This is a genomic window from Labedella populi, assembly GCF_004078655.1.
Lineage (GTDB): Bacteria > Actinomycetota > Actinomycetes > Actinomycetales > Microbacteriaceae > Labedella > Labedella populi.
In genome coordinates this window covers 408,119-432,935 of sequence record NZ_RZNC01000003.1, presented here as the reverse complement: position 1 = coordinate 432,935, position 24,817 = coordinate 408,119, and the positions used below count along the sequence as shown (strand labels likewise).

Here is a 24,817-nt window from a genome sequence, read left to right as displayed (position 1 = left end):
GCGCGCGGATCAGTTGACGCCGGCGATTCGCGGGGAGTGGAACGTGCCCCCGAAGACGCGCTCGCTCGCGCCCACCCTGTCGAGGTACGGCGTCACGCCGCCCATCTGGAAGGGCCAGCCGGCGCCGAGGATCATGCAGAGGTCGATGTCCTCGGCTGCATGAACGACGTCGTCCTCGAGCATCCGGTGGATCTCGTCGGCCAGACCGTCCTCGAGGCGCCGGAGGATCTCGGGGGGAGGCGTCGGCGTTCCCCCGCCCGACACGATCTTGAGGGCACCCTTGTCGAAGCCCGTGACCTTGCCGGACTTGTCGCGCTCGAGGAGCGAGCCGTGCTCGGCGAGCCGATGGAGGTTGTCCGATCGGTAGAAGCGGTCGGGGAACGCCGCGTGGTGCGTATCGAGGACGTGGGCGCCGACTTTCAGGCCCACGAGGTCGAGCAGCGCCGACGGCGCCATCGGGAGCCCGAGCGGAGCCATTGCGGCATCGACGTCGGCGAAGGACGTGCCCGTGTCGACCGCGCGCATGGCCTCGCCGAGGACCTTCGCGAGGACGCGGTTGACGACGAACCCGGGAGTGTCGCGCGTGATGACCGCGTTCTTCTTGAGGGCCTTCGCGGTCACCATCGCGGTCGAGAGCGTGACCTCGTCGGTGGCCGGCGCGGAGACGACCTCGATGAGGGGCATGACCGCCACGGGGTTGAAGAAGTGGAAGCCGACGAGCCGTTCCGGGTGCTCGAGGCGCTCCCCGATGCGCTCGACCGAGAGCGACGACGTGTTCGTGGCGAGGATTGTCTCGGGGCCGACGTACTTCTCGATGTCCGCGAAGACCTCCTGCTTGACGGAGAGCTCCTCGAACACGGCCTCGATGACCCAGCCGGCGTCGGCGAAGTCGGCGCGGTCTGTGGTCCCGGTGACGAGGGCGCTCAGCCGGGTGGCCTCGTCGCTGGAGATGCGACCCTTCGAGCGGAGGGTGTCGATCTCGCCGCGGATGGTCGCGACGCCCGTGTCGACACGGGCCTTGTCGAGGTCGGTGATGACGACGGGGACCTGCAGTCGGCGGACGAAGAGGAGCGCGAACTGGGTCGCCATGAGTCCTGCCCCGATGACCCCGACCTTCGAGATCTTCCGGGCGATCTTCGGGTCGGGCGCTCCCGCCGGGCGCTTCGCACGCTTCTGCACGAGGTTGAACGCGTAGACGCTCGCTCGGAACTGGTCGCCTGCGATGAGATCGGTGAGGGCGTCGTCCTCGCGGGCGAAGCCCTCGGCTTTCGTGCCCGACTTCGCGGCCTTCAGGAGATCGAGCGCGACGTACGGCGACTTCTGCACCCTGCCGAGCCGCGAGGCGACCTGCTTGCGGGCGATGCCCACGGCGGCATCCCACTTGACGGCCCGCTCGATGCGGCCCGGCGCGTTCGGCCGCTTCACGACGGTCGAGCCCGAGATGACCCCGTCCGCCCACCGGATCGACTCCTCGAGGAAGGTCGCGGGGGAGAAGCCCACATCGGCGATGCCGAGGTCGAGCACGTCGGCCGGTTTCAGCATCCGGTTGTTCTTGAGAGGGTTCTCGATCACGACCTTGAGCGCGTTCTCGATGCCGATGAGGTTCGGTAGGAGGTACGCGCCACCCCACCCCGGGATGAGACCGAGGAAGACCTCGGGAAGGGCGATGGCGGGTGCTGAGAGGTCGAGCGTGCGGTAGTCGGCGTTCAAGGCGATCTCGAGGCCGCCGCCGAGCGCGAGGCCGTTCACGAAGACGAAGCTCGGGACGCCGAGATCGCCGAGCCGACCGAGCACATCGTGCCCGAGCTTCGGCAGCAACGCGGCCGTCTCACGGTCCGGGATCCGATCCACCTGACTGAGGTCGGCCCCCGCAGCGAGGATGAACGGCTTGCCCGTGACGGCCACGCCGTGGATCTCTCCCCTCGACGCGCGGTCGCGCAGTGTGTCGAGCACATCCCGCAGTTCGAGGAGGGTCGTGGGTCCGAGGGTGTTCGGTCGGGTGTGGTCGCGCCCATTGTCGAGCGTCACGAGGGCGAGGGTCCGTCCGCCGGAGAGCGGCACGTCGCGCACGAACGAGTGCGTGACGACCTCGTCGTCCGAGAGCGCGACGAGCGGCGTGAAGTCGATCGAGTCGTAGTCGTTCATGCTGCTACTTCTTTCCCTTCCAGTTCGGGTTCTCCCAGATGACCGTTCCGCCCTGGCCGAGACCGACGCACATCGCGGTGAGGCCGTAACGGACGTCGGGGCGCTCGGCGAACTGGCGCGCGAGCTGGATCATGAGGCGGACACCCGATGCCGCGAGCGGGTGGCCGATCGCGATCGCGCCTCCCCACGGGTTGACGCGCGGGTCGTCGTCGTCGATGCCGAAATGGTCGAGGAAGGACAGCACCTGGACAGCGAAGGCCTCGTTGAGCTCGAACAGCCCGATGTCCTCGATCGAGAGCCCGGCCTTCCGGAGAGCCTTCTCGGTGGAGGGGACGGGACCGAGGCCCATGACCTCCGGCTCGACCCCGGCGAAGGCGAACGAGACCATCCGCATCTTCGGCGAGAGCGTGAGCTCCGACACGGCGTCGGAGGACGCGAGGAGGCTCACGGTGGCGCCGTCAGTCAGTGGCGAGGCGTTGCCGGCGGTGACGCGACCGTGCGGGCGGAACGGCGTCCGTAGCGTCGCGAGGCCCTCCATCGTCGTCTCCGGGCGCATGCCCTCATCGGTCGTCGCGAGGCCCCAGCCGGTGGCGCTGCGCACGGCGACGGGCACGAGATCCGGCTGGATCTTGCCGGCGTCGTACGCCGCCGCGACCTTCTGCTGACTGCGCATGCCGTAGCGGTCGGAGCGCTCCTTCGTGAGCGCGGGGAAGCGATCGTGGATGCGTTCGGCGGTCACGCCCATGTTGAGGGCGTCGCCGCTCACGAGCTTCTCCGAGAGGAAGCGGGGGTTGGGATCGGCGTTGAACCCCATAGGGTGACGCCCCATGTGCTCGACGCCGCCCGCGATGGCGAGATCGTAGGCGCCGAACGAGACGCCGGAACCCGTCGTCGTCACGCTCGTCATCGCTCCGGCGCACATACGATCGATCGCGAAACCGGGTACGGACTTCGGAAGACCGGCGAGCAGGGCCGCCGTCCGACCGAGCGTCAGGCCCTGATCTCCCACCTGGGTCGTCGCGGCGATCGCGACCTCGTCGATGCGGTCCTTCGGGACGGTGGGGTTGCGCTCCATGAGCCCGATGATCGCCTTCACGATGAGGTCATCGGCTCGCGTATCCCAGTACACGCCCTTCTCGCCGGCTCGCCCGAAGGGCGTACGTACTCCGTCGACGAAGTAGACGTCGTTGTTCTCGGCCACAGTGCCTCCTTTTCGGATTACGCCCCGATCTTAGGAAGGGGCCGCGCGCGACCCCAATCCTTTGACCCTTTCTACGACGGGTCGGACTCCGTGTCGTCGCGCGTTTGGCGGGCAGCGACAAAGGCGTCGGCGATCGTTTGCGCGGTCGCATCGATCTGCCAGGGGCGCGCGCCGAGCTGAACGAGTACCTCGGCGATCGTCTCGGGCGTCGCCGGGTCCGGGGGCGTCCATGCCAGCCGCCGGAGGAAGTCGGGGGTCAGGAGGTTCTCCACGGGGAGGTTCAGCTGTTCCGCGACGGACACGACGGCGGGTCGCGCCGCTTTGAGCCGCGCATCGGCCTCCGGGTTGCGCTCCGCCCAGGCCCGCGGCGGCGGCATGGCCTCGCCCGTGCCGCGCGTCACGGGCGGGTCCGAGAGGGTCCGCCCCCGCTCGATCGCCGCCCACCAGCGCTCGATCTCCGACCGGCTCGCTCGGCCCGAGAAGTCCTTCTGAGCGGCGAGCGCGCGCATCGAGGCCGGCTGGGAGCGCACCGCTGCGACGATGGAGGCATCCGGGATCAATCGCCCGGGCGCGACGTCGAGTTCGCGTGCGAGGGCGTCGCGCTCCTCCCACAGCTCCCGCGCGACCGAGAGACCACGTCCACCACGCACAGCATGGATGCCGCTCAGCCGGCGCCACGGGTCGACTCGTGCGGCGCGTTCCGGGCGAGCGAGCGTGGCTTCGAACTCCTGCCGGGCGATGTCGGTCTTGCCCGCGGCCGCGAGGTCGGCCTCCAAGGCATCCCGGACGTCGACGAGGAGCTCGACGTCGAGCGCGGCGTACTCGAGCCACGACTCCGGCAGGGGACGGGTCGACCAGTCGGCCGCCGAGTGCTCCTTCCGGAGCACGACTCCGAGCTTCTCCTCGACGACCGTCGCGAGGCCGACGCGCGGCATTCCGAGCAGACGCGCGGCGAGTTCGGTGTCGAAGATCCTCTCCGGGTCGAGCCCGACTTCACGCAAGCACGCGAGGTCTTGGCTCGCGGCATGGAGGACCCACTCCTCGGGTGCCATCACCGCCTGAAGCTCGGTGAAGTCCCCGATGGCGGGAGGATCGAAGAGGAAGACGCCCGAGCCGCGTCGGAAGACCTGGATGAGGTAGGCGCGCTGCGAATAGCGGAACCCGCTGGCCCGCTCGGCGTCGACCGCGAGGGGGCCGTCGCCGGCGGCGATCGCCTCGACCGCGGCGAGGTAGCCCTCGCGGCTGTCGATGACCGAGCGCTCAGTCACGCGTGTTCCTCCGGAGATCGAGTGATGCGACGCCTTCGGCGCCGAGCGGGGGGAGCCCGGCGAGCAGGCAGAGCAGTTCGCCCCATCCCTCGATGTGAGCGGCCATGTCTCCGTCCCCCGGGGACCAGGAGGCGCGGAGTTCGATCTGCGCGCCGTCCCCGTGCTCGGCGAGTTCGCCGAAGCCGGACGAGAGGATCTTCGTCGCCGTGCCCGACGCCGCGGCGTACTGCGCCCCGAGGGCGTCGAGGGAGTCGACGAGCCACGACCAGGCCACGTCCGCGAGGAACGGGTCGAGTCCGATCTCCGTCTCGAGCGGCGCCTGAGCGAAGCACACGACGCGGAACGGTCCGCCCCATGCCTCGGGCTCCTCGGGGTCGTAGAGGAGGATGAAGCGTCCCGTGCCGAGTTCGGAGTCGACGCCGTGCCGCGACGGGCGCACGTCGGCCGCGAACGCCACGGCGTGCGGGGCCAACTGAGCGGGGGCCGGGATCTCCGAGACCACCAGCTCGTCTCTCATGCGCGCCCCGCGGACGGCGTCGCGCGCGGCGGCGAATACGGTCGGTGCGCCGTCGGCGATCGGAATCTCTGCCACGGGGGCAGACTAGAGTGATGTGACGATGAAAGCTCAGAGGCACGCCGACCGTCGCTCGGGGGAGGGCGCCGGGACTTCTCGCACCACGGCCGCACTCGCGGCCCTCGCAGTCACCTCCTCGGCCGCCGCCGCCTTCCTCGCCCTCGTCTCGACGGTGTCACGGAAGGTCGTCGTCCCGCCGCGGAAACGCCCGACGAACGCCCACATCGTGGCGGTGGATCGACCGGGTCGCACCCTCACCCTGAAGGCCGACGCGGATACCGTCGTCCCCGGCCGGTACGGCCTCTGGGTCGACGGGTCGGAACCCTACGTGAAGGTCGGCGACGTCGTGTCCCACGGTGACAGGACCGTGACGCGAGAAGTGCTCTCGTCGAATCTCGCCCGTGTCCCGAGCGACGTCCCGGCCGGGATGAGCGGCTGGTTCTACCGCCACCCGCGTGAGCTCGGCGCCGAGTACGAGTACGTGTCCATCGCGACGCCGCTCGGAGCGGCTCCGGCCTGGGTCGTGCCGTCGGAGGATGGCGTGGGTGAGGACTGGGTGATCCAGATCCACGGCCACGGCTCCCAGCGCGCCGAGGGCCTGCGCGCAGTCCCCGTCTTCGCGCGGTCCGGCTACACGTCGCTCCTCGTGTCGTATCGCAATGACGGTGAAGGTCCCCGGAGCCTCGACGGCCGGTACGGCCTCGGGTCGACCGAGTGGAGCGACATCGAAGCAGCGATCGACCTCGCCGTGGAGCGCGGCGCTCGGCGCATCGTGCTCATGGGATGGTCGATGGGTGGGGCGATCGCCCTCCAGACGGTACTCCGCTCCGACCGTGCGGCGACCGTCGTGGGGCTCGTGCTCGACTCCCCGGTCGTGGACTGGCATCGGGTGCTCATGTTCCAGGCGACCGCATCGCGCGTTCCGGGGATCCTCCGGGACGCGGCCCTCCAGGCCATCGGGCACGAGTGGGGGCGCCGTCTCACGGGTCTCGAGCGACCGGTCGATCTCGACTCGCTCGACGTCGTCGCCTCGGCCGACGCGTTGACCCACCCCGTGCTGATCCTGCACAGCGAGGACGACGGGTTCGTGCCCTCGGACGGGTCGAAGGCCCTCGCCGACGTGCGACCGGACATCGTCTCGCTCGTCTCGTTCCACACGGCCCGCCACGCGCGGATCTGGAACTACGACGAGGAGCGGTGGAACACGTCGATCGCGGAGTGGCTCCGCGCGCTCTGACGTGCCTGGCGACGCGGCTCAGCTCGTGCGGGCCGCGACCTGCCTCTTGATGCGCGCGAGCATCCCCGACATTCCCGCGAGCCGCAGCGGTGAGATCGCTCGAGCCAGACCGAGCCGGTGGGCCACGTCGTTCGGCGTCTCGAGCACCTGCTCCGGAGTGAGCCCGTCGAGGCCCTGCACGAGGATGCTCGCGAAGCCACGGGTGGTCGGGGCCTGTTCGGGCGCCGTGGCGTGAAGGTGTACGGCTCCGTCCTCGACCTCCGCCACGATGAACACGGGGGACTGGCACTCCGCGACACGTTCGAGGAGTTCCGGGTGCTCCTCGAGCCGGGCTGGGAGCGCCGGCAACTCGCGGGAGAACTCGAGCAGCAACTGGAGCCGGTCCTGCTCGCCGAGGGCGAGGAACTCCTCGCTGATCTCCGCGAGGACGGGGGGAAGGGTCTGATCGGTCACCCGATCGATTATCCCTCCCGCACGAGCGAGGTGGCCCGATCAGGCGGAGGGGATGTCTCCCGGCTGATCGCCCGTGGCGATGGGGACGCGAACCGCGCTGCCCCATTCGGTCCACGACCCGTCGTAGTTTCGGACGTTCTCGAATCCCAGGAGGTGGGTGAGCACAAACCACGTGTGGCTCGATCGCTCGCCGATGCGGCAGTAGGCGACGATGTCGTCGCCGTCGCTCAGCCCGGCGCCCTCGCGGTAGACGCCCTCGAGATCCACGACGGGTTTGAATGTGCCGTCCTCGGCGACGGCCATGCCCCACGGCACGTTGCGCGCGCTGGGGATGTGACCGGCGCGGAGGGCTCCCTCCTCCGGGTACGCGGGGGCCGTCGTGCGTTCACCGGAGTACTCCTCGGGCGAACGGACGTCGATGAGCGGGTTGCCGAGGTGCACGAGCACGTCGTCCTTGAAGGCGCGGATGGCCGTGTCGTCGCGCTCGACGACCGGGTAACTCGTGCGGCGGGGCTCGGGCTTCTCGGTCGTCACCGGTCGGCCCTCGGCGAACCAGGCGTCCCGGCCGCCGTCGAGGAGACGCACATCCTCGTGCCCGAAGAGCGTGAACACCCAGAGGGCGTAGGCGGCCCACCAGTTGTTCTTGTCCCCGTAGATGACGACCGTGTCCGTGCGCTCGATTCCCTTCCGCGCCATGAGGCGGGCGAAGGCCGCACCGTCGATGTAGTCGCGCTGGACAGGATCGTTGAGCTCCGTGTGCCAGTCGACCTTCACCGCGCCGGGGATGTGTCCGACCTCGTAGAGGAGGACGTCTTCGTCGGACTCCACCACGACGAGGCCATCGGACCCCACGTGGTCCTCGAGCCAGGCCGTCGTCACGAGTCGTTCGGGGTGGGCGTAGGCGGCGAACTTCTCATTCGAGTCGTCGATCTCCACGGGCATCGCTGGTCTCCTCACGATCGGTACAGGTCGATCCCGACGTTACCCGCCGACGCCGACGGATAGGCTGGGTGACGGGCCACGAGCGAATCTACGGAACGTCCGTCGGGCGTGTCACCGTGGCTGTAAGACTTCGACACACGATCCCCCACCGAAGGTTCTGAGCGAATCCCCATGGCCTCATCCTCGACGTCCACCGTGAGCCTCGCGGCGCGCTCGCCGCAGTTCAGCGGAACCGAACTCGCGGAGGGGCTCGCGCCGCCGCGGCAATTCTCCACCGCGTCGTTCGACAACTACCGTCCGGATCCCGAATTCCCCTCGCAAGAGGAGGCGGTCTCGCGGCTCCGTGCCTTCGCCGGGTCATGGTCGGCTCCCGCCCGGTCGGGCGGGTTGTTCTCGCGGAAGAAGAAGGTCCCGGACACGCGGCCCGGTCTTTACCTCGACGGCGGCTTCGGCGTCGGCAAGACACACCTCCTCGCGGCGCTCTGGCATGCGGCGCCCGGGCCGCGGAAGTACTTCGGCACCTTCATCGAGTACACGGCCCTCGTCGGCGCCCTGGGGTACGCGAACACGGTGTCGTTGCTCACGGGATCGACCCTGCTCTGCATCGACGAGTTCGAACTCGACGATCCGGGCGACACGATGATGATGACGCGCTTGCTCACGGAACTCGTCTCGACGGGCACGCGGCTCGCAGCGACGTCGAACACGCCGCCGAACGCACTCGGAGAGGGGCGATTCGCGGCCGCGGACTTCCTGCGCGAGATCCACGCGCTCTCGGGTAATTTTGACATCCTGCGCATCGACGGGACGGACTACCGCCGTCGGTCGCTCGAGGGCAACGCGGTCGTCACGGACGGTTCCGCCTACGAGGAGCGCATCCGTGTCGCGGTCGAGGCGGGGGAGACCGTGAGCGACGACTCGTTCGACGGACTCATCGGCCACCTCGCGAGCGTGCATCCCTCGCGCTACATCGGCCTCGTCGAGGGCATCGACCGCATCGCGCTGTCCGGTGTGCACGTGCTCGAGTCTCAGACGGAGGCACTGCGTCTCGTCGCGTTCATCGACCGTGTCTACGACGCGCAGATCCCGCTCATCGCGAGCGGCGTCCCGCTCGACGAGGTCTTCGGCGGCGACATGCTGTCGGGCGGCTACCGAAAGAAGTACTTGCGGTCGATGTCGCGCATGATGGCGCTCACGTCCGCCGACTGACCGGCCGCCTCGCCCGGCGCGCTCGATGGTCCGCTGGCGGTAAGCGCTACAGCCGTGGCTCACCGCTACAGCGGTCGTTGTCGCGGTCGGCCCGATCTGTCGCGATCGCGCGAGTGCCCGGGCAACGGGGCACTCCTCAGCCGTACACAGCGCGCCGCGCTCGAGCGAACCGCGCCGATAGTCTTCCGGGATGGCTCGTTCCTCCGGCTTCCTGACCGCGCTCTTCGGGGCCCTCCGACCGAAAGCCCGAGCCCGCGCCCGGCTGAAGAACGGGCTGCCGCCTCGGCTGAAGGTCGTGGGCGCGGTCCCGACGGAAGAGGTCGACGCTCGATCACTCGGCCGTGTGCTGCTCGAGTACACTCCGTCAGCCGACGGCGTGCCGGACCCGGGCGAGATCGTCTGGACGTGGGTGCCGTACGAGGAGAACGACGGGCGAGGCAAGGATCGGCCGGTGCTGATCGTCGCCGCCGGCCTCGACGGCTTCGCGCTGGCCGTCCAGCTCACGTCGAAGGATCGCACCGGTGATCGTGACCATCTCACCGTGGGATCGGGAGACTGGGACGGGCAGCACCGCGAGAGCTGGGCGCGGCTCGACCGCGTGTTCCGCGTGCACGCCGGCAGCGTGCGGCGCGAGGCATCGTTCCTTCCGGAGAAGGCCTACCGACGTGTCGCCGCCGCGCTCGTATCCCGGTACGGCTGGACCGTCGGCTGACCCCTCAGACAGACGAACGGCCGCTCCCGGAGGAGCGGCCGTTCGTCACCACGCGTCCGGCGACGACGCCGGAACCGCGATCAGTGCTTCTTGCCCACGTTCGACACGATGTCTCCGCCTCCGGAGTTCGAGTCCTTCTTGTTCTTCTTGTCGAGTCGCTTCTCTTTGAGCGATCGAACGGCCGTCTTCGCGACCGCCTTGCGTGATGACTTCTCCGCCATGGTCCTGCCTCCGTCGAGAGCCGGGGTGACCCTGTAGTCGTGACCGTATGCCATCACGGGCGCGAACAGGGCGATTATCGGGTAACCGGCGGGGAATGCGACGCGGCCACCGGGTCGGGAACGCCGTGGTGGTCGAAGGACGTGTGGGCGATACCGGACTCGAACCGATGACCTCTTCCGTGTGAAGGAAGCGCGCTACCAACTGCGCCAATCGCCCATGCGGCTTCCCTGACGGTCGCCGCGGTACACGATCCTAACGGAAGCCACGGGGCTCGCGCGAACCGAGCCCCGGTCGTCCGGATTCCCGACGCTGACGTCGATTGCGTACGCAACGGACATCCGCGGGTGACATTTCCGGCGCGGGTGTCCGTTGCGTACGCAGCCGCCCGAGCGGGTGCGGGTGCCGGGGAGGCGCGCGAGGCCCGGAATGACGGGGCGGCGTGTCTCGGTTTGGACTTGCGGTTGTGTTTCGGTTAGAGTTCCTAGGCACCCGGAAACGGGAGCGAAATGCGGATGTGGCGCAGTGGTAGCGCATCACCTTGCCAAGGTGAGGGTCGCGAGTTCGAATCTCGTCATCCGCTCGAGTGTTGGTGGTCGGCTTCGGTCGGCTACGGCATGTGGGCAACCACACGCGGTGGCGTGGCCGAGAGGCGAGGCAGCGGCCTGCAAAGCCGTCCACACGGGTTCGAATCCCGTCGCCACCTCAACTATCAGGACCAAGATCTCATTTCCTGAGCCATGCATACAACTGAATCAACATGGGCGATTGGCGCAGCGGTAGCGCGCTTCCCTGACACGGAAGAGGTCACTGGTTCGATCCCAGTATCGCCCACCACGGTCTCAGACCACCGACGAAGGCCCCCGGGAATCCCGGGGGCCTTCGTCGTTCCCGTAGATGCTCAGCGCGGCTGAGCGGGGTTGGTCGGGTCGCCTTGCGACGGCGGGTTGATCGGCGGGCCGGACGTGGCGGGGGAGACGGGCGAGCCCGTCGAGCCCTGCTGCACCTCGGGGAGATCCGACGGCAGGCTCCCGCTCGGCTCCGCACCGTTCCGGAGTGCCTCGAGACGGTGCTCGAGCACTTGGACGACGGGAAGCCTGTCGCCGTGCTCCCGCTCGTACGCGAGCACGGCGGACAGTTCCGTCTCCGTGAGCGAGGCGATGCGGGACGGCAGCATCCCGACGGGGATGTGGTCGAAATCCGGGAGTGCGAGTTCTCGTCGCTCAGGTGAGTCGGTCATGAGCTCCTCCTTCGTTGGTCGGACATCCACGATCACGTCTGCGGGTCGACGTCGCCAACAGCTTGCATTCCGCACCCTCCGCGTCGTATCGAGCCGGACGAGCGCCGCGCTCCACGGCGATAGAGTGAATTCCCACGCAATCGACTCGAAGGAACAGCTGTGTCAGACGGTTTCGCCAGGTTCACCGACCGATCCGTTGTCGCCATGCGCGTCAACGGCGAGCTGAAGGATCTGGCGACGACGCTCTCGGATGACGACGTCGTCGAGCCCGTCACGATCGACTCCGCCGACGGCCTCGGCATTCTCCGGCACTCCGCCGCCCACGTGCTCGCGCAAGCGGTGCAACGCATCAACCCCGAGGCGAAGCTCGGCATCGGACCGCCCGTCACCGACGGCTTCTACTACGACTTCGACGTCGCCGAGCCGTTCACGCTCGACGACTTCAAGCCGCTGCAGAAGGAGATGGACCGCATCATCCGGCAGGGGCAGCGCTTCGTGCGCCGCGTCGTCACGGAGGACGAGGCGCGCGCCGAACTCGCGGACGAGCCGTTCAAGCTCGAACTCATCGGCCTCAAGGGCGGCTCCGACGCCGGCGACGCGGGGGAGTCGGTGGAGGTCGGTGGCGCCGAACTCACGATCTACGACAACGTCGACCCGAAGTCGGGGGAGACGGTCTGGAAGGACCTCTGCCGCGGTCCGCACCTCCCGAGCACCCGCATGATCGGGAACGGCTTCGCGCTCATGCGCGTCGCGGCGGCGTACTGGCGGGGGTCGGAGAAGAACCCGCAGCTCCAGCGGATCTACGGAACCGCCTGGCCGACGAAGGACGAGCTCCGCGCCTATCAGGCCAGACTCGAGGAGGCTGCGAAGCGCGACCACCGCAAACTCGGTCGCGAACTCGACCTCTTCAGCTTCCCCGAGGAGATCGGCTCGGGCCTTGCGGTCTTCCACCCGCGCGGCGGCATCATCCGCAACGAGATCGAGAACTACATGCGCGAGCGGCTCATCGCGAACGACTACGAGCTCGTGAACACGCCGCACATCACCAAGGGGCACCTCTTCGAGACCAGTCAGCATCTGAACTGGTACAAGGAGGGCATGTTCCCGGCGATGCACCTCGACGCCGAGTACGACGCGGACGGCGAGCTCACGCGACAGGGCCAGGACTACTACCTGAAGCCCATGAACTGCCCCATGCACAACCTCATCTACCGAGCACGCGGGCGCAGCTACCGCGAGCTGCCGCTGCGCCTTGCGGAGTTCGGCACCGTCTACCGCTACGAGAAGAGCGGGACGCTCTCGGGCCTCACACGCGTGCGTGGCCTCACACAGGACGACGCTCACATCTACGTCGCGCCGGACCAAGTGAAGGAGGAGCTCGCCCGGCAGCTCGAGTTCGTGCTCGAGACCCTGCGCGGCTACGGCCTCAACGACTTCTACCTCGAGCTCTCCACGAAGGACCCCGAGAAGTTCGTCGGGACCGACGAGATGTGGGAGGAGGCGACGGAGACGCTTCGCCAGGTCGCCGTCGACTCGGGGCTCGAACTCGTCCCGGATCCCGGCGGCGCCGCGTTCTACGGCCCCAAAATCTCGGTGCAGGCGCGCGACGCGATCGGCCGCACCTGGCAGCTCTCCACCGTGCAGCTCGACTTCAACCAGCCCGAGCTGTTCGAGCTGGAGTACGCGGCGGCGGACGGCTCGCGACAGCAGCCCGTCATGATCCATCGCGCACTGCTCGGGTCGATCGAGCGGTTCTTCGCCATCCTTCTCGAGCACTACGCGGGTGCGTTCCCGCTCTGGCTCGCTCCCGAGCAGGTCGTCGCGATCCCCGTCGCCGACGAGTACGCCCCGTACCTCGAGGACGTCGTCGCTCGGCTCAGGACGGCGGGCGTGCGGGCGAGTGTCGACCGCAGCGACGACCGCATGCAGAAGAAGATCCGTACGCACACGACCGGCAAGGTCCCACTCCAGCTCATCGCGGGGGAGCAGGACGTCGCCGGCGGCTCGGTGAGCTTCCGCTTCCTCGACGGCACGCAGCTCAACGGCGTTCCCATCGACGAGGCGATCGAACGCATCGGTCGCGCGATCTCGGACAAGGAGCTGATCCTGACGGCGTGGGCCGAATGACCGACGACGCGTCGCTCGAGTCCGCCGCCCACCTCGCCGGTGTCCCCGACGAGTTCCAGCGGCTGTGGACGCCCCACCGGATGGCGTACATCGAGGGTGGTCCTCAGCCGCACGTCGACGAGTGCCCGTTCTGCTGGGCCCCGCAGCAGGACGATGAGACGGCCCTCATCGTCGCGCGTGGAACGCGCGCTTTCGTGCTGCTGAACCTCTTCCCGTACAACTCGGGGCACCTGCTCGTCTGCCCGTACCGTCACATCCCCCTCTACGACGACGCGACGGCCGAGGAGGTCGCCGAGATCGGGGCGCTCACCCAGACGGCGATGCGCGTCGTCCGCTCGGTCTCGAACAACGACGGCTTCAACATCGGGATGAATCAGGGTGCCGTCGCAGGAGCGGGCATCGCGGGACACCTGCATCAGCACATCGTCCCGCGCTGGGCGCAAGACGCGAACTTCTTCCCGATCATCGCGCGGACGAAGGCGCTGCCGCAACTCCTCGGGGACGTCCGTCGCGCCCTCGCGGAGGCGTGGCCGGCTGCCGACAGCCACTGATCGCCGATTGGCTCCTGCGCGGCTACGCCGCGGGAACCACTTGTCGCCGATTGGCTTCCGCTTCTCCTGCCGAGGGACCGCCGTCTTTCTTACACTCGGCCTCATGACCGAGACATCATCTCCCTCCCTCGTCGGCTCGAACCGCGTGAAGCGCGGGCTCGCCGAGATGCTCACGGGCGGCGTCATCATGGACGTCGTCACACCCCAACAGGCCCGGATCGCCGAGGATGCCGGAGCCGTCGCCGTCATGGCCCTCGAGCGGGTGCCCGCCGACATCCGGGCCCAGGGCGGCGTCGCGCGAATGAGCGCCCCCGACCTCATCGAGGCGATCATCGCCGAGGTGTCGATCCCCGTGATGGCGAAGGCGCGCATCGGCCACGTCGTCGAGGCGCAGGTCTTGCAGGCGCTCGGCGTCGATTACATCGACGAGTCCGAGGTGCTGAGTCCCGCCGACTACGTCAACCACATCGACAAGTGGCCCTTCACGGTCCCGTTCGTGTGCGGAGCGACGAACCTCGGGGAGGCGTTGCGACGGATGTCGGAGGGAGCGGCGATGATCCGCTCCAAGGGCGAGGCCGGCACGGGCGACATCTCCGAGGCGACGAAGCACATCCGCACGATCCGGTCGGAGATCCGTGCTCTCGCGGCGATGTCGCCCGATGAGCTCTACGTCGCGGCGAAGAATCTGCAGGCCCCGTACGACCTCGTCGCGGAGATCGCGGAGACGGGCGCGCTCCCCGTCGTGCTCTTCACCGCCGGCGGCGTCGCGACGCCCGCCGACGCCGCCCTGATGATGCAGCTCGGAGCCGACGGGGTGTTCGTCGGGTCGGGCATCTTCCGCTCGGGGGACCCGGAGCGCCGAGCCGCAGCGATCGTCAAGGCGACCACGTTCTTCGACGACGCGTCGGTCATCGCGGACTCGTCGAGGGGGCTCGGTGAGGCGATGGTCGGCATCAGCGTCCGTGACGTGCCTGCGCCGCACCGGCTCGCCGAGCGTGGCTGGTAGCACCGCCCCTCCGCCGCGGATCGGCGTACTTGCGCTCCAGGGTGACGTGGGCGATCATACGGCGGTCCTCGTCGGACTCGGCGCCGAGGTGATCGGGGTGCGCCGGGAGCGGGAGCTGTCGTCCATCGACGGACTCGTGATCCCCGGCGGCGAGTCCACGGCGATCGCGACGCTCGCCCGCGCGGTCGGACTCATCGCGCCCCTCCGGGATGCGATCGCTGGTGGGCTGCCCGCTTTCGGCACGTGTGCCGGTCTCATCCTCCTCGCCGACCGAATCGTCGACGGCATCCCGGGACAGCAGACCTTCGGGGGCCTCGACGTGACGGTCCGGCGCAATGCGTTCGGAGCGCAGATCGATTCCTTCGAGACGGATCTGACGGTCAAGGCTCTCGGGCCGGATCCCGTGCACGCCGCCTTCATCAGGGCGCCCCTCGTCGCGGAGGTCGGACGGGCGGCGACCGCGCTGGCCGCACTTCCGGACGGCACGGTCGTCGCCGTTCGGCAGGGGAATGTGATGGGGACGTCGTTTCACCCCGAGGTGACGGGGGAGACGCGCTTCCACCGATACTTCCTCGAGCAGGTCACGGCGCGGGCGGTGACGCGATGAGCGCGAGCCGGAGCAGCCTGTGTGCGAGCTCGTTCTAGAATGGGTGCGATCAACACGCGGCAGTAAGAGGAGCACATGTCCGGGCATTCCAAGTGGGCGACGACGAAGCACAAGAAGGCCGTCATCGACCAGCGTCGTGCGAAGTCGTTCGCGAAGCTCATCAAGAACATCGAGGTGGCCGCGAAGATGGGCGGCGCAGACCTCAGCGGCAACCCGACCCTGGTCGACGCCGTGCAGAAGGCGAAGAAGACCTCCGTCCCGAACGACAACATCGATCGCGCCATCAAGCGCGGTGCCGGCCTCACCGGCGAGGTCGTCGAATACACGACGATCATGTACGAGGGCTACGCGGCCAATGGGGTCGCGCTCCTCATCGAGTGTCTGACCGACAACAAGAACCGCGCCGCGGCCGAGGTGCGCACCGCGATGTCGCGCAACGGCGGAGCCATGGCCGATCCCGGGAGTGTCGCGTACAACTTCGCCCGGAAGGGCATCATCGTCGTCCCCGCGGAGGGCACGACGGAGGACGACGTCCTCATGGCCGTGCTCGAGGCGGGGGCTGAGGAGGTCGTGGCCGAGGACGACACCTTCGAGGTCTTCACGGAGGCGAGCGACCTCGTCGCCACGCGCACGGCGCTCCAGGAAGCCGGCATCGACTACGACTCCGCCGATGTCGCCTTCGTCCCGAATCTCAAGATCGATGTCGATGCGGACACCGCACGCAAGGTCTTCCGCCTCATCGACGCGCTCGAGGATTCCGACGACGTCCAGAACGTCTACAGCAACTATGCGGTCAGCGCCGAGGTCCAAGCAGAACTCGAAGAAGAGGACTGACGGTGACCGTCCGGGTGCTCGGGATCGACCCGGGACTCACCCGGTGCGGGGTGGGCGTCGTCGACGTCGAGCCGGACCGCCGCGTGACCCTCGTCTACTACGGAGTCGTCGCGAGTAGCGCCACGGCACCGATCGAGGAGCGACTCCACACCGTCGGCGTCGGCATCGAGGCGCTCATCGACGAGCACGCCCCCCACGCGATGGCGGTCGAGCGCGTGTTCGCGCAGCACAACCTCCGGACGGTGATGGGGACGGCGCAAGTGAGTGGCCTCGCGTTGCGGGCGGCCGCCGCGCGGTCGATCCCCGTCGGACTGCGAACACCGAGCGAGGTCAAAGCGGCGATCACCGGATACGGTGCGGCCGACAAGAAGCAGGTCCAGACCATGGTGGCCCGGGTCCTCAGACTCGCGGAGCCTCCCCAACCGGCCGACGCGGCCGACGCCCTCGCCATTGCAATCTGCCACGCCTGGCGCGCCTCCGCGCCGGACTCGCGAACGGCCGATATCGCGCGCCTCACCCCGGCGCAGCGGGCGTGGCTCGCCGCGGAGCGCGGCACCAAACGCTGACGAGGCCGCGTGCCGACCGCCGGGTGTCGGGGGTCGCACGTAGGCTGACACGGTGATCTCCAGCATTCGCGGTCGTGTCCTCGCCGTCAGCGGCGGAACCGCTCACATCGAGGTTGGCGGTGTCGGCTACGCGGTCTTCGTGACCCCGGAGCACGGCATCGCTCTCAGCGTCGGCAACGAGGCGTTCCTCTACACGACGCTCATCGTCCGCGAAGACGCGATGACCCTCTTCGGATTCGAGACCATCGAGCACCGCGAGGTGTTCGATCTCCTCCTCGGAGTGTCTGGCGTCGGACCCAAGTCCGCTCTCGGTGTGCTCTCGCACCTCGGCCCGGGTCAGATCGCCGCAGCGGTGGCGGCTGACGACGACGCGCCGTTCCGGAAGGTCTCGGGAATCGGCCCCAAGACCGCGAAGCTCATCGTCGTCTCGCTCGCCGGAAAGCTGCTCGGCATCTCGGTGCCCGCCGACGCCCCGGTCGTCGCGGTCTCGGCCGGGGACGACGTCGTGAGCGCCCTCGTCGGACTGGGCTGGCCGGAACGCATCGCGGCGGCGGCCGTCGACGACGTCGCGACGGCGCATCCCGACGCGGCATCGGCGTCCGTCCAGACGCTCTTGCGTCTCGCCCTCGCTCAGCTCGGCCCGGCGCCGCGGAACGGAGCGTCGGCGTGAGCGAGGACCGTTCCCTCGATCCGATGCCCGAGTCGGAGGCTGAGCTCGCGTTCGAGGGCGCGCTCCGGCCGAAGTCGCTCACGGAGTTCGTCGGACAACCGAAGGTGCGCGGCCAGCTCGAACTGCTGCTCCGGGCGGCAGCTATGCAGAACCGCACGCCCGACCACATCCTCCTCGCCGGCCCCCCCGGGCTCGGCAAGACGACTCTCGCGATGATCGTCGCGGCGGAGAGCGGTCGGCCGTTGCGGATGTCGAGCGGGCCGGCCATCCAGCACGCCGGCGACCTCGCCGCCGTGCTCTCGAGTCTGTTGCCGGGGGAGATCCTCTTCATCGATGAGATCCACCGCATGGCGCGCTCGGCCGAGGAGATGCTGTACCTCGCGATGGAGGACTTCCGGATCGACATCATGGTCGGCAAGGGCGCCGGCGCCACCTCCGTCCCCCTCGATCTCGCTCCGTTCACCCTCGTGGGCGCGACGACGCGCTCCGGCCTTCTTCCGAACCCGCTGCGCGACCGCTTCGGTTTCACCGCGCACCTCGAGTTCTACGACGACGCCGATCTCGAGCGCGTTCTGACGCGCGCCGCCCGGCTGCTCGACCTCGACATCTCGTCGTCTGCCGTCGCTGAGATCGCGGGACGCTGTCGAGGTACTCCGCGCATCGCGAATCGACTTCTGCGCCGCGTGCGCGACTACGCCCTCGTGCACGGGACGGGCGCAGACCTCGAGGCCGTGCGGGGCGCGCTCGAGCTCTACGACGTCGACCCCCTCGGACTCGACCGACTGGATCGCGCGGTGATGGACATTTTGTTGACACGCTTCGACGGCGGGCCGGTCGGTCTCGGTACCCTCGCCGTATCCGTCGGGGAGGAGGCCGAGACGATCGAGAGTGTCGTCGAGCCGTTCCTCGTGCGGATCGGCCTGCTCACGCGCACTCCACGCGGCCGGGTCGCGACCCCGCTCGCGTTCCGACACTTCGGCGTCGAGAGGTCCTCAGGCCCCTTCCTCACCGATGTCCTATAATTCAAGCTGGCCCTTCGGCCCACCTCCCCGGAACTGAATTCTCCACAGCTCGTGCCTGTTGAACGGTGCCTCGGCACGATGTCATGTACGGTGCACCACAACAGCGGCGTAATGCTGCGAAAGGTAACTCCTCTCTCATGGATCCGTTGACCCTCGGCATGCTGGCCATCCTGGCAGTCCTCATCTTCTTCATGTTCCGCAACGGACAGAAGCGCAAGCGCGACCTGGAGGACCTGCAGTCGAAGGTGGTGCCCGGGGCCGAGGTCATGACGAACTTCGGTCTGTTCGGAACGATCGTGTCGATCAACGAGGACGACAACAAGGTCGAACTCGACATCGCAGCCGGCACCGTCGTCACCGTCCACCGCCAGACCATCGCGCGCGTCGTCGACGACGCCGAGCCGGTCGTCGCCGAGAGCGAACCGCTCTCCGAGGACTCCGCGGTCGCCGCCGACCCCGTCGTCGCATCGGACCCCGTCATCGACCTCCGTACCGAGTCCGAAAAGAACGCCGATTCCGACAAGAAGTCGGACGACTAGTCATCATCACCCTTCGTGCCGCCCCGTCGTGGGCGGCACAGTCGTAGAAAGCTGAGCACCGCGTTGGCTAGATCCGCACCGGTCAGAAATGCGTCACGCGCTCTCGCGTGGCTGGGCGCCATCCTCCTCGTCCTCGGCGGCGTTCTCGCCGGTGGAGTGATCTGGGGTGGTGCGACCGTCGAACCGAAACTCGCCCTCGACCTCGAAGGCGGCACGCAGATCATCCTCGAGGCCCAGCTCGAGGACGGCCAGGAGGTCTCGCAGGAGCAGTTGAGCCAAGCCGTCTCGATCATCCGGCAGCGCGTCGACGCGTCCGGCGTCTCTGAGGCTGAGGTCAACACCCAGGGCGGACGGAACATCGTCGTCTCGATCCCCGGCGAGGCCGACGAGGAGACGCGCGCGCGCATCGAGGCGTCAGCGCAGCTCGAGTTCCGGCCGGTTCTCGCGACCTCAGCCCCCACGAACCAGTTCGTGGGCGAGGACGGCGTGGAGACGCCGTACCCGTCGCCCGACCCGGCGCTTCCCGCCGAGCCGAGCGTTGCCCCGAGCAACGCGAGCGACCCGTCCTGGGTCACTCCGGCGCTTCAGGCACAGTTCCAGGCTTACGATTGCGCCAACCCGCCGGCGTCCGCAGCCGACGCGCCCAAGGACCAGCCGGTCGTCGCGTGCGAGTCCGACGGCAGTGTCAAGTACATCCTCGGCCCGGTGGAGCTGAGCGGCTCGGCGATCACCGACGCCTCGAGCGGCCTCGAGCAGACGCAGTCTGGCGGCACGACCGGTCGCTGGGTCGTCAACATCACCCTCGACGGCGCCGGAACCGACACCTTCGCGGACATCAGCCAGCGGCTCTACGGAGCGACGTCACCCCTCAATCAGTTCGCTTTCGTGCTCGACGGCGCCGTCATCTCGGCACCGTCGATGAACGGGCTCATCACCGACGGCCGACCGAGCATCTCCGGCAGCTTCACGGAGGAGACCGCGAAGACACTCGCCGACCAGCTCAAGTACGGAGCACTCCCGATCAGCTTCGAGGTGTCGTCCTCCGAGCAGATCTCGGCGACGCTCGGTTCGGCTCAGCTGCAGATCGGTCTCATCGCCGGTCTCATCGGTCTGATCCTCGTCGTCATCTACACGCTCTTCCAGTACCGTTTGCTCGGTTTCGTCACGATCGCGTCGCTCGTCGTCGCGGGCGTGCTGACATATCTCGCGATCGCGCTCCTCTCGTGGCGGCAGGGCTACCGGCTCTCACTCGCTGGTGTCGCGGGAATCATCGTCGCGATCGGCTTCACGGCCGACTCGTTCATCGTGTACTTCGAGCGCATCCGTGACGAGCTGCGCGACGGTCGTGGCCTCGAGGCAGCCGTCGAAGCGGCGTGGAAGCGAGCCAAGCGGACGATCTACGCGTCGAAGGGCGTCAACCTGCTCGCGGCCGTCGTGCTGTACGTGCTCGCCGTCGGAAACGTCCGCGGCTTCGCCTTCACGCTCGGCCTGACGACGATCATCGACGTTCTCGTCGTGATCCTCTTCACGCACCCGATGATGCAGCTGCTCGCGCAGACCCGCTTCTTCTCGAGCGGCCACAAGCTCTCGGGTCTCGACCCCAAGGCCCTCGGCGCCGTCTACCGCGGGCGGGCGCAGTTCCGAGCGCCGACCGAGACGGTCCGACAAGCGAAGCTCGCCTCGTCGAGCCGTGAGGCCCAGCGCCGTCAGACGATCGCCGAACGCAAACTCGCGGAAGCGCAGCAGACCTCGTCGTCCGCCACCACCGCGACCAAGGAGAAGGACTCCTGATGGCCAACCTCACGCAGTTCGGAAACGACCTCTACACCGGGAAGCGGTCGATCAACTTCGTCGGCAACCGGCGGATCTGGTTCACCGTCGCGCTCCTGCTGGTGCTCGGGTCGGTCGCGGTCCCGCTCATCAAGGGCGTCACGACCGGCACATACTTCAACTTCGGCATCGAGTTCACCGGCGGTTCGCAGTTCACGATCGAGAACGCCGAGTCGACCGACCAGGACATCGCGACCGAGGCCGTCGCGACGGCCGTTCCCGACGCGATCGCCCGTGTCTCGACGGTCGGAGACTCTGCGGTCCGCGTCCAGACGGACCAGCTCACTCCCGACGAGACGACCGCCGTGGCCGCATCCCTCGCCGACGCTTACGGCGTCTCCACGAGCGAAGTGAACACGTCCTTCATCGGCGCTTCGTGGGGTCAGGACGTCACGCGTCAAGCGCTCACGGGTCTCGTGATCTTCCTCGTGCTCACGTTCGCCATCATGGCGATCTACTTCCGTACGTGGAAGATGTCCGCCGCGGCGATCATCGCCCTCCTCGACGTCCTCATCATCACGCTCGGCGTGTATTCGCTGAGCGGTTTCGAGATCACGCCGGCGGCGGTGATCGGATTCCTGACGATCCTCGGATACTCGCTCTACGACACCGTCGTGGTGTTCGACAAGATCCGGGAGAACACCTCGGAGGACGGAGAGGATTCACCGCGCACGTTCGCGGAGTCCGTCAACCTCGCCGTCAATCAGACGCTCGTGCGGTCCATCAACACGTCGGTCGTCGCAGCTCTCCCGGTCGCGGCGATCCTCGTGATCGGTGACTTCGTCCTGGGAGCCGAGACGCTCCGGGACATCTCGCTCTCGCTCCTCGTCGGCATCCTCGTGGCGACCTACTCCACGATCTTCGTCGCGGCCCCCCTCTACGCGCTCTTCCGGGAGCGTGAGCCGGAGATCGCGAAGCGGGACAAGCGCATCCTCGCCGTGCGCGCGCGGTCGACGTCGACGGTCCGCCCCGCCGTGGCCGACGCGCCGGTGAGCGCAGAGTAACCTCGGTACGGGGAGGTGGTGCGCGCGATGACAGAGACGACTCCGTCGCAGACTGCCTCCTTGCGGCGCCTCGTGCCCCGGATCTTCTCGCGGGCCCAACCCGCCGGCGCCGTCGACCGGCTCGTGCGTACGGTCCGGATGCACGAGCCGAAAGCCGACGTCTCGATCATCGAGCGCGCCTACGCGGTCGCAGAACGCGCGCACCGCGGCCAGAAGCGCCAGAGCGGTGAGCCCTACATCACGCATCCGGTCGCGGTCGCACAGATCCTGGCAGACCTGGGCATCGGTGCGAAGACGATCGCTGCGGCTCTCCTGCACGACACCGTCGAAGACACGGCCTATTCGCTCGACGAGTTGCGGGCCGACTTCGGCGACGAGATCGCGATGCTCGTCGATGGCGTCACCAAGCTCGACAAGGTCAAGTACGGCGAGAGCGCGCAGGCGGAGACCGTCCGGAAGATGATCGTCGCGATGTCGAAGGACATCCGTGTGTTGATCATCAAGCTCGCCGACAGGCTGCACAATGCGCGGACGTGGGGCTTCGTGAAGCCCGAGTCCGCTGTCAGGAAGGCGACGGAGACACTCGAGATCTACGCGCCGCTGGCCCACCGCCTCGGTATCCAGACGATCAAATGGGAACTCGAGGACCTCTCGTTCGCGGTGCTGCACCCCAAGATCTACGCAGAGATCGAGAGCCTCGTCCGCCAGCGCACTCCGCAGCGCGAGGAGTACGTCCAGAACGTCATCGACGCCGTCGGTGAGGACCTCAAGGGTCTCAAGATCCGCGGCAAGGTCGTGGGTCGGCCGAAGCAGTACTACTCGATCTATCAGAAGATGATCGTGCGCGGTCGCGACTTCGACGACATCTACGATCTCGTGGGCATCCGTGTCCTCGTCGGGAGCGTGCGCGACTGCTACGCGGTGCTCGGATCGATCCATGCGCGCTGGACTCCGCTGCCGGGTCGCTTCAAGGACTACATCGCCACTCCGAAGTTCAATCTGTATCAGTCACTCCACACCACGGTGATCGGTCCCGGCGGTAAGTCCGTCGAGATCCAGATCCGCACGCACGAGATGCATCAGCACGCCGAGTACGGCGTCGCGGCGCACTGGAAGTACAAAGAACGGATGAACGGCACGAAGGGTGGGGGAGCGCCGTCCGAGAACGACCTCGCGTGGCTTGCACACATCTCTGACTGGCAGGCGGAGACCGCCGATCCGGGAGAGTTCCTCGACTCCCTGCGCTTCGAGATCGGCGCGAAGGAGACCTACGTCTTCACTCCGAAGGGCCGCGTGATCGGGCTTCCTGCCGGAGCGACTCCCGTCGACTTCGCGTACGCCGTGCATACGGAGGTCGGCCACCGCACGATGGGGGCTAAGGTCAACGGCCGGCTCGTCCCGCTCGAGTCCGAGCTCAACAGCGGCGATGTCGTCGAGGTCTTCACGTCGAAGAACCCGGACTCCGGCCCGAGTCAGGACTGGCTGAACTTCGTCAAGAGCCCCCGCGCTCGCAACAAGATCCGGCAGTGGTTCACCAAGGAACGACGCGACGAGGCCATCGAGCAGGGCAAGGACGCCATCGCTCGTGCGATGCGCAAGCAGAACATGCCGCTTCAGAAGCTCATGCGCCAGGACTCGTTCGCGGAAGTGGCATCACAACTGCGCTACGAGGACGTCTCCGGTCTCTACGCCGCCGTGGGCGAGGGCCATGTCTCGACGCAGTCCGTCCTCGAGAAGGTCGCGGCCCTCATTCAGGGCGAGACCGACGTGGACGACCCGTCGGCACTCGACTTCCCGGTGCGCGGCCGCACGCGGCCCCTTCCGGACAGTGATTCCGGCGTCCTCGTCCGCGGTGCCCCCGACATCCTCGTCAAGCTCGCGAAGTGCTGTACCCCGGTTCCGGGCGACGAGATCGTCGGCTTCGTGACGCGCGGGACGGGAGTCTCGGTGCACCGGTCCGATTGCCACAACGTGCAATCGCTCCTGCAGGAGCCCGAGCGCATGATCGACGTCGAGTGGGCGCCCACATCGAAGAGCCTCTTCCTGGTGCAGATCCAGGTGGAGGCCCTCGACAGGGCTGGTTTGCTCTCCGATGTCACTCGCGTGCTGAGCGAGCACCACGTCAACATCCTCTCCGCGACGGTCTCCACCTCGAACAACCGATTGGCGATCAGCCGCTTCGTGTTCGAGATGGGGGACACGACCCACCTCGAGCGCGTGTTGAACGCCGTGCGCCGCATCGACGCCGTGTACGACGTCTATCGCGTCAACGGCGGCTGAGGCGCGAAACACTCCTCGAGGCGGGCAAGTGCGTCGCGTTTGCCGGGAAGGTGCGACCAGCCGTCGAGCGCGGCGAACACCTCAGCGGGAGACACGCCCCGCTGCTGGGCGACGGCGCGAATGAGCGTGTCATCGCTCGCGAGATCCCCCACGCGAGCGAGGTCGAGGATCGTGGCGATAGGGGAGAGCGTCACGACAGACGATCCATCGATGCCCACGACCTCACGATGCTCCGGCCGGATACGCATCGAACGAGTGCTCCGATAGGGGCGTCGCCATCGAGTCGCTGGACCGGTGACGCCGATCTCGAGGGGGAGAGGCAGGCGCCCGCATCCGCTGTGCAACCAGGCGGCGCTGCGTCCCACGACGATGCCTCCCGGCGGCACATCCGTCGCGATCGCGGCTGCGCGGTGCCGGTGGTCGACGAGATCCCCGATCGGGGCGTAGGCGGTGCCGACGCCGACGAGGTCACCGTCGAGACGAGCCGCCGACAGTTCCGCGATCGAGAACTCGCGCCCATCGACGAAGAGAGCGGGAAGGAGAAGAGAGGTCATGCCCGACAGGATGCGGCCTGGAGGACC

Annotated in this window: 24 protein-coding genes and 4 tRNA genes; 18 read left to right on the top strand and 10 right to left on the bottom strand. The window is 68.1% G+C overall.

Annotated features, from left to right (window positions below; translation table 11 throughout):
• Positions 1-9: 9 nt before the first annotated feature.
• The 4 genes from ELQ92_RS10585 to ELQ92_RS10570 all read right to left on the bottom strand — a co-directional run bounded on the left by ELQ92_RS10585 (position 10) and on the right by ELQ92_RS10570 (position 5,206).
• Complete coding sequence (locus tag ELQ92_RS10585; RefSeq protein WP_128498921.1) at positions 10-2,145, bottom strand: 3-hydroxyacyl-CoA dehydrogenase NAD-binding domain-containing protein; 2,136 nt, start codon at positions 2,143-2,145, stop codon at positions 10-12.
• A gap of 4 nt (positions 2,146-2,149) precedes the next feature.
• Positions 2,150-3,346 (bottom strand): thiolase family protein, encoded by a 1,197-nt coding sequence (locus tag ELQ92_RS10580; protein WP_128498920.1) that lies wholly within the window; start codon positions 3,344-3,346, stop codon positions 2,150-2,152.
• A gap of 71 nt (positions 3,347-3,417) precedes the next feature.
• A complete protein-coding gene (locus tag ELQ92_RS10575) occupies positions 3,418-4,614 on the bottom strand; it encodes an HRDC domain-containing protein (RefSeq protein WP_128498919.1) in 1,197 nt (398 codons plus the stop codon).
• A complete protein-coding gene (locus ELQ92_RS10570) occupies positions 4,607-5,206 on the bottom strand; it encodes a DUF3000 domain-containing protein (RefSeq protein WP_424980025.1) in 600 nt (199 codons plus the stop codon). The genes ELQ92_RS10575 and ELQ92_RS10570 overlap by 8 nt, the downstream gene beginning before the upstream one ends.
• A 25-nt stretch (positions 5,207-5,231) precedes the next feature.
• Between ELQ92_RS10570 and ELQ92_RS10565 the strand changes: the two genes are divergently transcribed.
• Positions 5,232-6,425 carry an alpha/beta hydrolase family protein gene (locus tag ELQ92_RS10565; protein ID WP_128498918.1) on the top strand — a complete coding sequence of 398 codons (1,194 nt, stop codon included), beginning with the start codon at positions 5,232-5,234 and terminating at the stop codon, positions 6,423-6,425.
• Between the two features lie 18 nt (positions 6,426-6,443).
• Here ELQ92_RS10565 and ELQ92_RS10560 read toward each other — a convergent pair whose 3' ends face one another.
• On the bottom strand, positions 6,444-6,878 hold the full coding sequence (locus ELQ92_RS10560) for a SufE family protein (RefSeq protein WP_128498917.1): 435 nt from the start codon (positions 6,876-6,878) through the stop codon (positions 6,444-6,446).
• Positions 6,879-6,917: 39 nt separating this feature from the next.
• Complete coding sequence (locus ELQ92_RS10555) at positions 6,918-7,820, bottom strand: sulfurtransferase (RefSeq protein ID WP_128498916.1); 903 nt, start codon at positions 7,818-7,820, stop codon at positions 6,918-6,920.
• Positions 7,821-7,991: 171 nt separating this feature from the next.
• Here ELQ92_RS10555 and zapE point away from each other — a divergent pair, with 171 nt between their 5' ends.
• A complete protein-coding gene (gene zapE / locus ELQ92_RS10550) occupies positions 7,992-9,029 on the top strand; it encodes a cell division protein ZapE (RefSeq protein WP_128498915.1) in 1,038 nt (345 codons plus the stop codon).
• A 190-nt stretch (positions 9,030-9,219) separates the two neighbouring features.
• On the top strand, positions 9,220-9,741 hold the full coding sequence (locus ELQ92_RS10545; RefSeq protein WP_128498914.1) for a type II toxin-antitoxin system PemK/MazF family toxin: 522 nt from the start codon (positions 9,220-9,222) through the stop codon (positions 9,739-9,741).
• Between the two features lie 80 nt (positions 9,742-9,821).
• Here the strand turns inward: ELQ92_RS10545 and ELQ92_RS16290 are convergent, their stop codons facing one another.
• Both ELQ92_RS16290 and ELQ92_RS10540 read right to left on the bottom strand, forming a co-directional pair.
• Positions 9,822-9,962, bottom strand: coding sequence for a hypothetical protein (locus tag ELQ92_RS16290; protein WP_166426767.1), 141 nt, complete (start codon positions 9,960-9,962; stop codon positions 9,822-9,824).
• Between the two features lie 144 nt (positions 9,963-10,106).
• A tRNA-Val gene (locus ELQ92_RS10540) sits at positions 10,107-10,179 on the bottom strand.
• Positions 10,180-10,471: 292 nt separating this feature from the next.
• Between ELQ92_RS10540 and ELQ92_RS10535 the strand changes: the two genes are divergently transcribed.
• From ELQ92_RS10535 to ELQ92_RS10525, 3 genes are all read left to right on the top strand, one after another.
• Positions 10,472-10,543 (top strand) — tRNA-Gly (locus tag ELQ92_RS10535).
• A gap of 52 nt (positions 10,544-10,595) precedes the next feature.
• A tRNA-Cys gene (locus ELQ92_RS10530) sits at positions 10,596-10,666 on the top strand.
• A gap of 56 nt (positions 10,667-10,722) precedes the next feature.
• Positions 10,723-10,797 (top strand) — tRNA-Val (locus ELQ92_RS10525).
• 64 nt (positions 10,798-10,861) lie between these two features.
• Here the strand turns inward: ELQ92_RS10525 and ELQ92_RS10520 are convergent.
• A complete protein-coding gene (locus tag ELQ92_RS10520; RefSeq protein ID WP_128498913.1) occupies positions 10,862-11,200 on the bottom strand; it encodes a DUF8129 domain-containing protein in 339 nt (112 codons plus the stop codon).
• A 204-nt stretch (positions 11,201-11,404) separates the two neighbouring features.
• On the opposite strand from ELQ92_RS10520, the gene thrS reads away from it, so the two are divergent.
• The 12 genes from thrS (at position 11,405) to ELQ92_RS10460 (ending at position 24,236) form a co-directional block, all read left to right on the top strand.
• Positions 11,405-13,327, top strand: a complete 1,923-nt coding sequence (thrS, locus tag ELQ92_RS10515) for a threonine--tRNA ligase (protein WP_243694996.1) — start codon at positions 11,405-11,407, stop codon at positions 13,325-13,327.
• The gene (locus ELQ92_RS10510) at positions 13,324-13,878 is read left to right on the top strand and encodes an HIT family protein (RefSeq protein WP_128499122.1); all 555 of its coding nucleotides are present in this window, start codon (positions 13,324-13,326) and stop codon (positions 13,876-13,878) included. Before thrS ends, ELQ92_RS10510 begins: the two co-directional genes overlap by 4 nt.
• 103 nt (positions 13,879-13,981) lie before the next feature.
• Positions 13,982-14,884, top strand: a complete 903-nt coding sequence (gene pdxS / locus ELQ92_RS10505) for a pyridoxal 5'-phosphate synthase lyase subunit PdxS (protein WP_128498911.1) — start codon at positions 13,982-13,984, stop codon at positions 14,882-14,884.
• Positions 14,874-15,491 carry a pyridoxal 5'-phosphate synthase glutaminase subunit PdxT gene (gene pdxT / locus ELQ92_RS10500; protein WP_128498910.1) on the top strand — a complete coding sequence of 206 codons (618 nt, stop codon included), beginning with the start codon at positions 14,874-14,876 and terminating at the stop codon, positions 15,489-15,491. The genes pdxS and pdxT overlap by 11 nt, the downstream gene beginning before the upstream one ends.
• A 75-nt stretch (positions 15,492-15,566) precedes the next feature.
• Entirely contained in the window at positions 15,567-16,325 is a 759-nt protein-coding gene (locus ELQ92_RS10495; RefSeq protein ID WP_128498909.1) for a YebC/PmpR family DNA-binding transcriptional regulator, read from the top strand.
• A 2-nt stretch (positions 16,326-16,327) separates the two neighbouring features.
• Complete coding sequence (ruvC, locus tag ELQ92_RS10490; RefSeq protein WP_208004311.1) at positions 16,328-16,891, top strand: crossover junction endodeoxyribonuclease RuvC; 564 nt, start codon at positions 16,328-16,330, stop codon at positions 16,889-16,891.
• 52 nt (positions 16,892-16,943) lie between these two features.
• Entirely contained in the window at positions 16,944-17,561 is a 618-nt protein-coding gene (gene ruvA, locus ELQ92_RS10485) for a Holliday junction branch migration protein RuvA (protein WP_128498907.1), read from the top strand.
• A 23-nt stretch (positions 17,562-17,584) separates the two neighbouring features.
• Positions 17,585-18,583 (top strand): Holliday junction branch migration DNA helicase RuvB, encoded by a 999-nt coding sequence (ruvB, locus tag ELQ92_RS10480; protein WP_128499121.1) that lies wholly within the window; start codon positions 17,585-17,587, stop codon positions 18,581-18,583.
• A gap of 137 nt (positions 18,584-18,720) precedes the next feature.
• A complete protein-coding gene (gene yajC, locus ELQ92_RS10475; RefSeq protein ID WP_128498906.1) occupies positions 18,721-19,122 on the top strand; it encodes a preprotein translocase subunit YajC in 402 nt (133 codons plus the stop codon).
• A 63-nt stretch (positions 19,123-19,185) separates the two neighbouring features.
• Positions 19,186-20,913, top strand: coding sequence for a protein translocase subunit SecD (gene secD, locus ELQ92_RS10470; protein ID WP_128498905.1), 1,728 nt, complete (start codon positions 19,186-19,188; stop codon positions 20,911-20,913).
• Positions 20,913-21,956, top strand: coding sequence for a protein translocase subunit SecF (gene secF, locus ELQ92_RS10465; protein WP_128498904.1), 1,044 nt, complete (start codon positions 20,913-20,915; stop codon positions 21,954-21,956). The genes secD and secF overlap by 1 nt, the downstream gene beginning before the upstream one ends.
• A 27-nt stretch (positions 21,957-21,983) precedes the next feature.
• Positions 21,984-24,236 (top strand): RelA/SpoT family protein, encoded by a 2,253-nt coding sequence (locus ELQ92_RS10460; protein ID WP_128498903.1) that lies wholly within the window; start codon positions 21,984-21,986, stop codon positions 24,234-24,236.
• Here the strand turns inward: ELQ92_RS10460 and ELQ92_RS10455 are convergent.
• On the bottom strand, positions 24,215-24,790 hold the full coding sequence (locus ELQ92_RS10455; protein ID WP_128498902.1) for a hypothetical protein: 576 nt from the start codon (positions 24,788-24,790) through the stop codon (positions 24,215-24,217). The two genes, ELQ92_RS10460 and ELQ92_RS10455, sit on opposite strands and share 22 nt — an antisense overlap.
• Positions 24,791-24,817 lie beyond the last annotated feature (27 nt).

What these genes read in the sequence shown, in the direction of transcription:
- ELQ92_RS10585 (WP_128498921.1), bottom strand. Translation starts at nt 2,145, where the DNA reads ATGAACGACTACGACTCGATCGACTTCACGCCGCTCGTCGCGCTCTCG.
- zapE (WP_128498915.1), top strand. Translation starts at nt 7,992, where the DNA reads ATGGCCTCATCCTCGACGTCCACCGTGAGCCTCGCGGCGCGCTCGCCG.
- ELQ92_RS10460 (WP_128498903.1), top strand. Translation starts at nt 21,984, where the DNA reads ATGACAGAGACGACTCCGTCGCAGACTGCCTCCTTGCGGCGCCTCGTG.
- ELQ92_RS10565 (WP_128498918.1), top strand. Translation starts at nt 5,232, where the DNA reads ATGAAAGCTCAGAGGCACGCCGACCGTCGCTCGGGGGAGGGCGCCGGG.
- secF (WP_128498904.1), top strand. Translation starts at nt 20,913, where the DNA reads ATGGCCAACCTCACGCAGTTCGGAAACGACCTCTACACCGGGAAGCGG.
- ELQ92_RS10520 (WP_128498913.1), bottom strand. Translation starts at nt 11,200, where the DNA reads ATGACCGACTCACCTGAGCGACGAGAACTCGCACTCCCGGATTTCGAC.
- ELQ92_RS10510 (WP_128499122.1), top strand. Translation starts at nt 13,324, where the DNA reads ATGACCGACGACGCGTCGCTCGAGTCCGCCGCCCACCTCGCCGGTGTC.
- yajC (WP_128498906.1), top strand. Translation starts at nt 18,721, where the DNA reads ATGGATCCGTTGACCCTCGGCATGCTGGCCATCCTGGCAGTCCTCATC.
- ruvB (WP_128499121.1), top strand. Translation starts at nt 17,585, where the DNA reads ATGCCCGAGTCGGAGGCTGAGCTCGCGTTCGAGGGCGCGCTCCGGCCG.
- ELQ92_RS10495 (WP_128498909.1), top strand. Translation starts at nt 15,567, where the DNA reads ATGTCCGGGCATTCCAAGTGGGCGACGACGAAGCACAAGAAGGCCGTC.
- ELQ92_RS16290 (WP_166426767.1), bottom strand. Translation starts at nt 9,962, where the DNA reads ATGGCGGAGAAGTCATCACGCAAGGCGGTCGCGAAGACGGCCGTTCGA.
- ELQ92_RS10455 (WP_128498902.1), bottom strand. Translation starts at nt 24,790, where the DNA reads ATGACCTCTCTTCTCCTTCCCGCTCTCTTCGTCGATGGGCGCGAGTTC.
- ELQ92_RS10545 (WP_128498914.1), top strand. Translation starts at nt 9,220, where the DNA reads ATGGCTCGTTCCTCCGGCTTCCTGACCGCGCTCTTCGGGGCCCTCCGA.
- pdxS (WP_128498911.1), top strand. Translation starts at nt 13,982, where the DNA reads ATGACCGAGACATCATCTCCCTCCCTCGTCGGCTCGAACCGCGTGAAG.
- thrS (WP_243694996.1), top strand. Translation starts at nt 11,405, where the DNA reads ATGCGCGTCAACGGCGAGCTGAAGGATCTGGCGACGACGCTCTCGGAT.
- ELQ92_RS10555 (WP_128498916.1), bottom strand. Translation starts at nt 7,820, where the DNA reads ATGCCCGTGGAGATCGACGACTCGAATGAGAAGTTCGCCGCCTACGCC.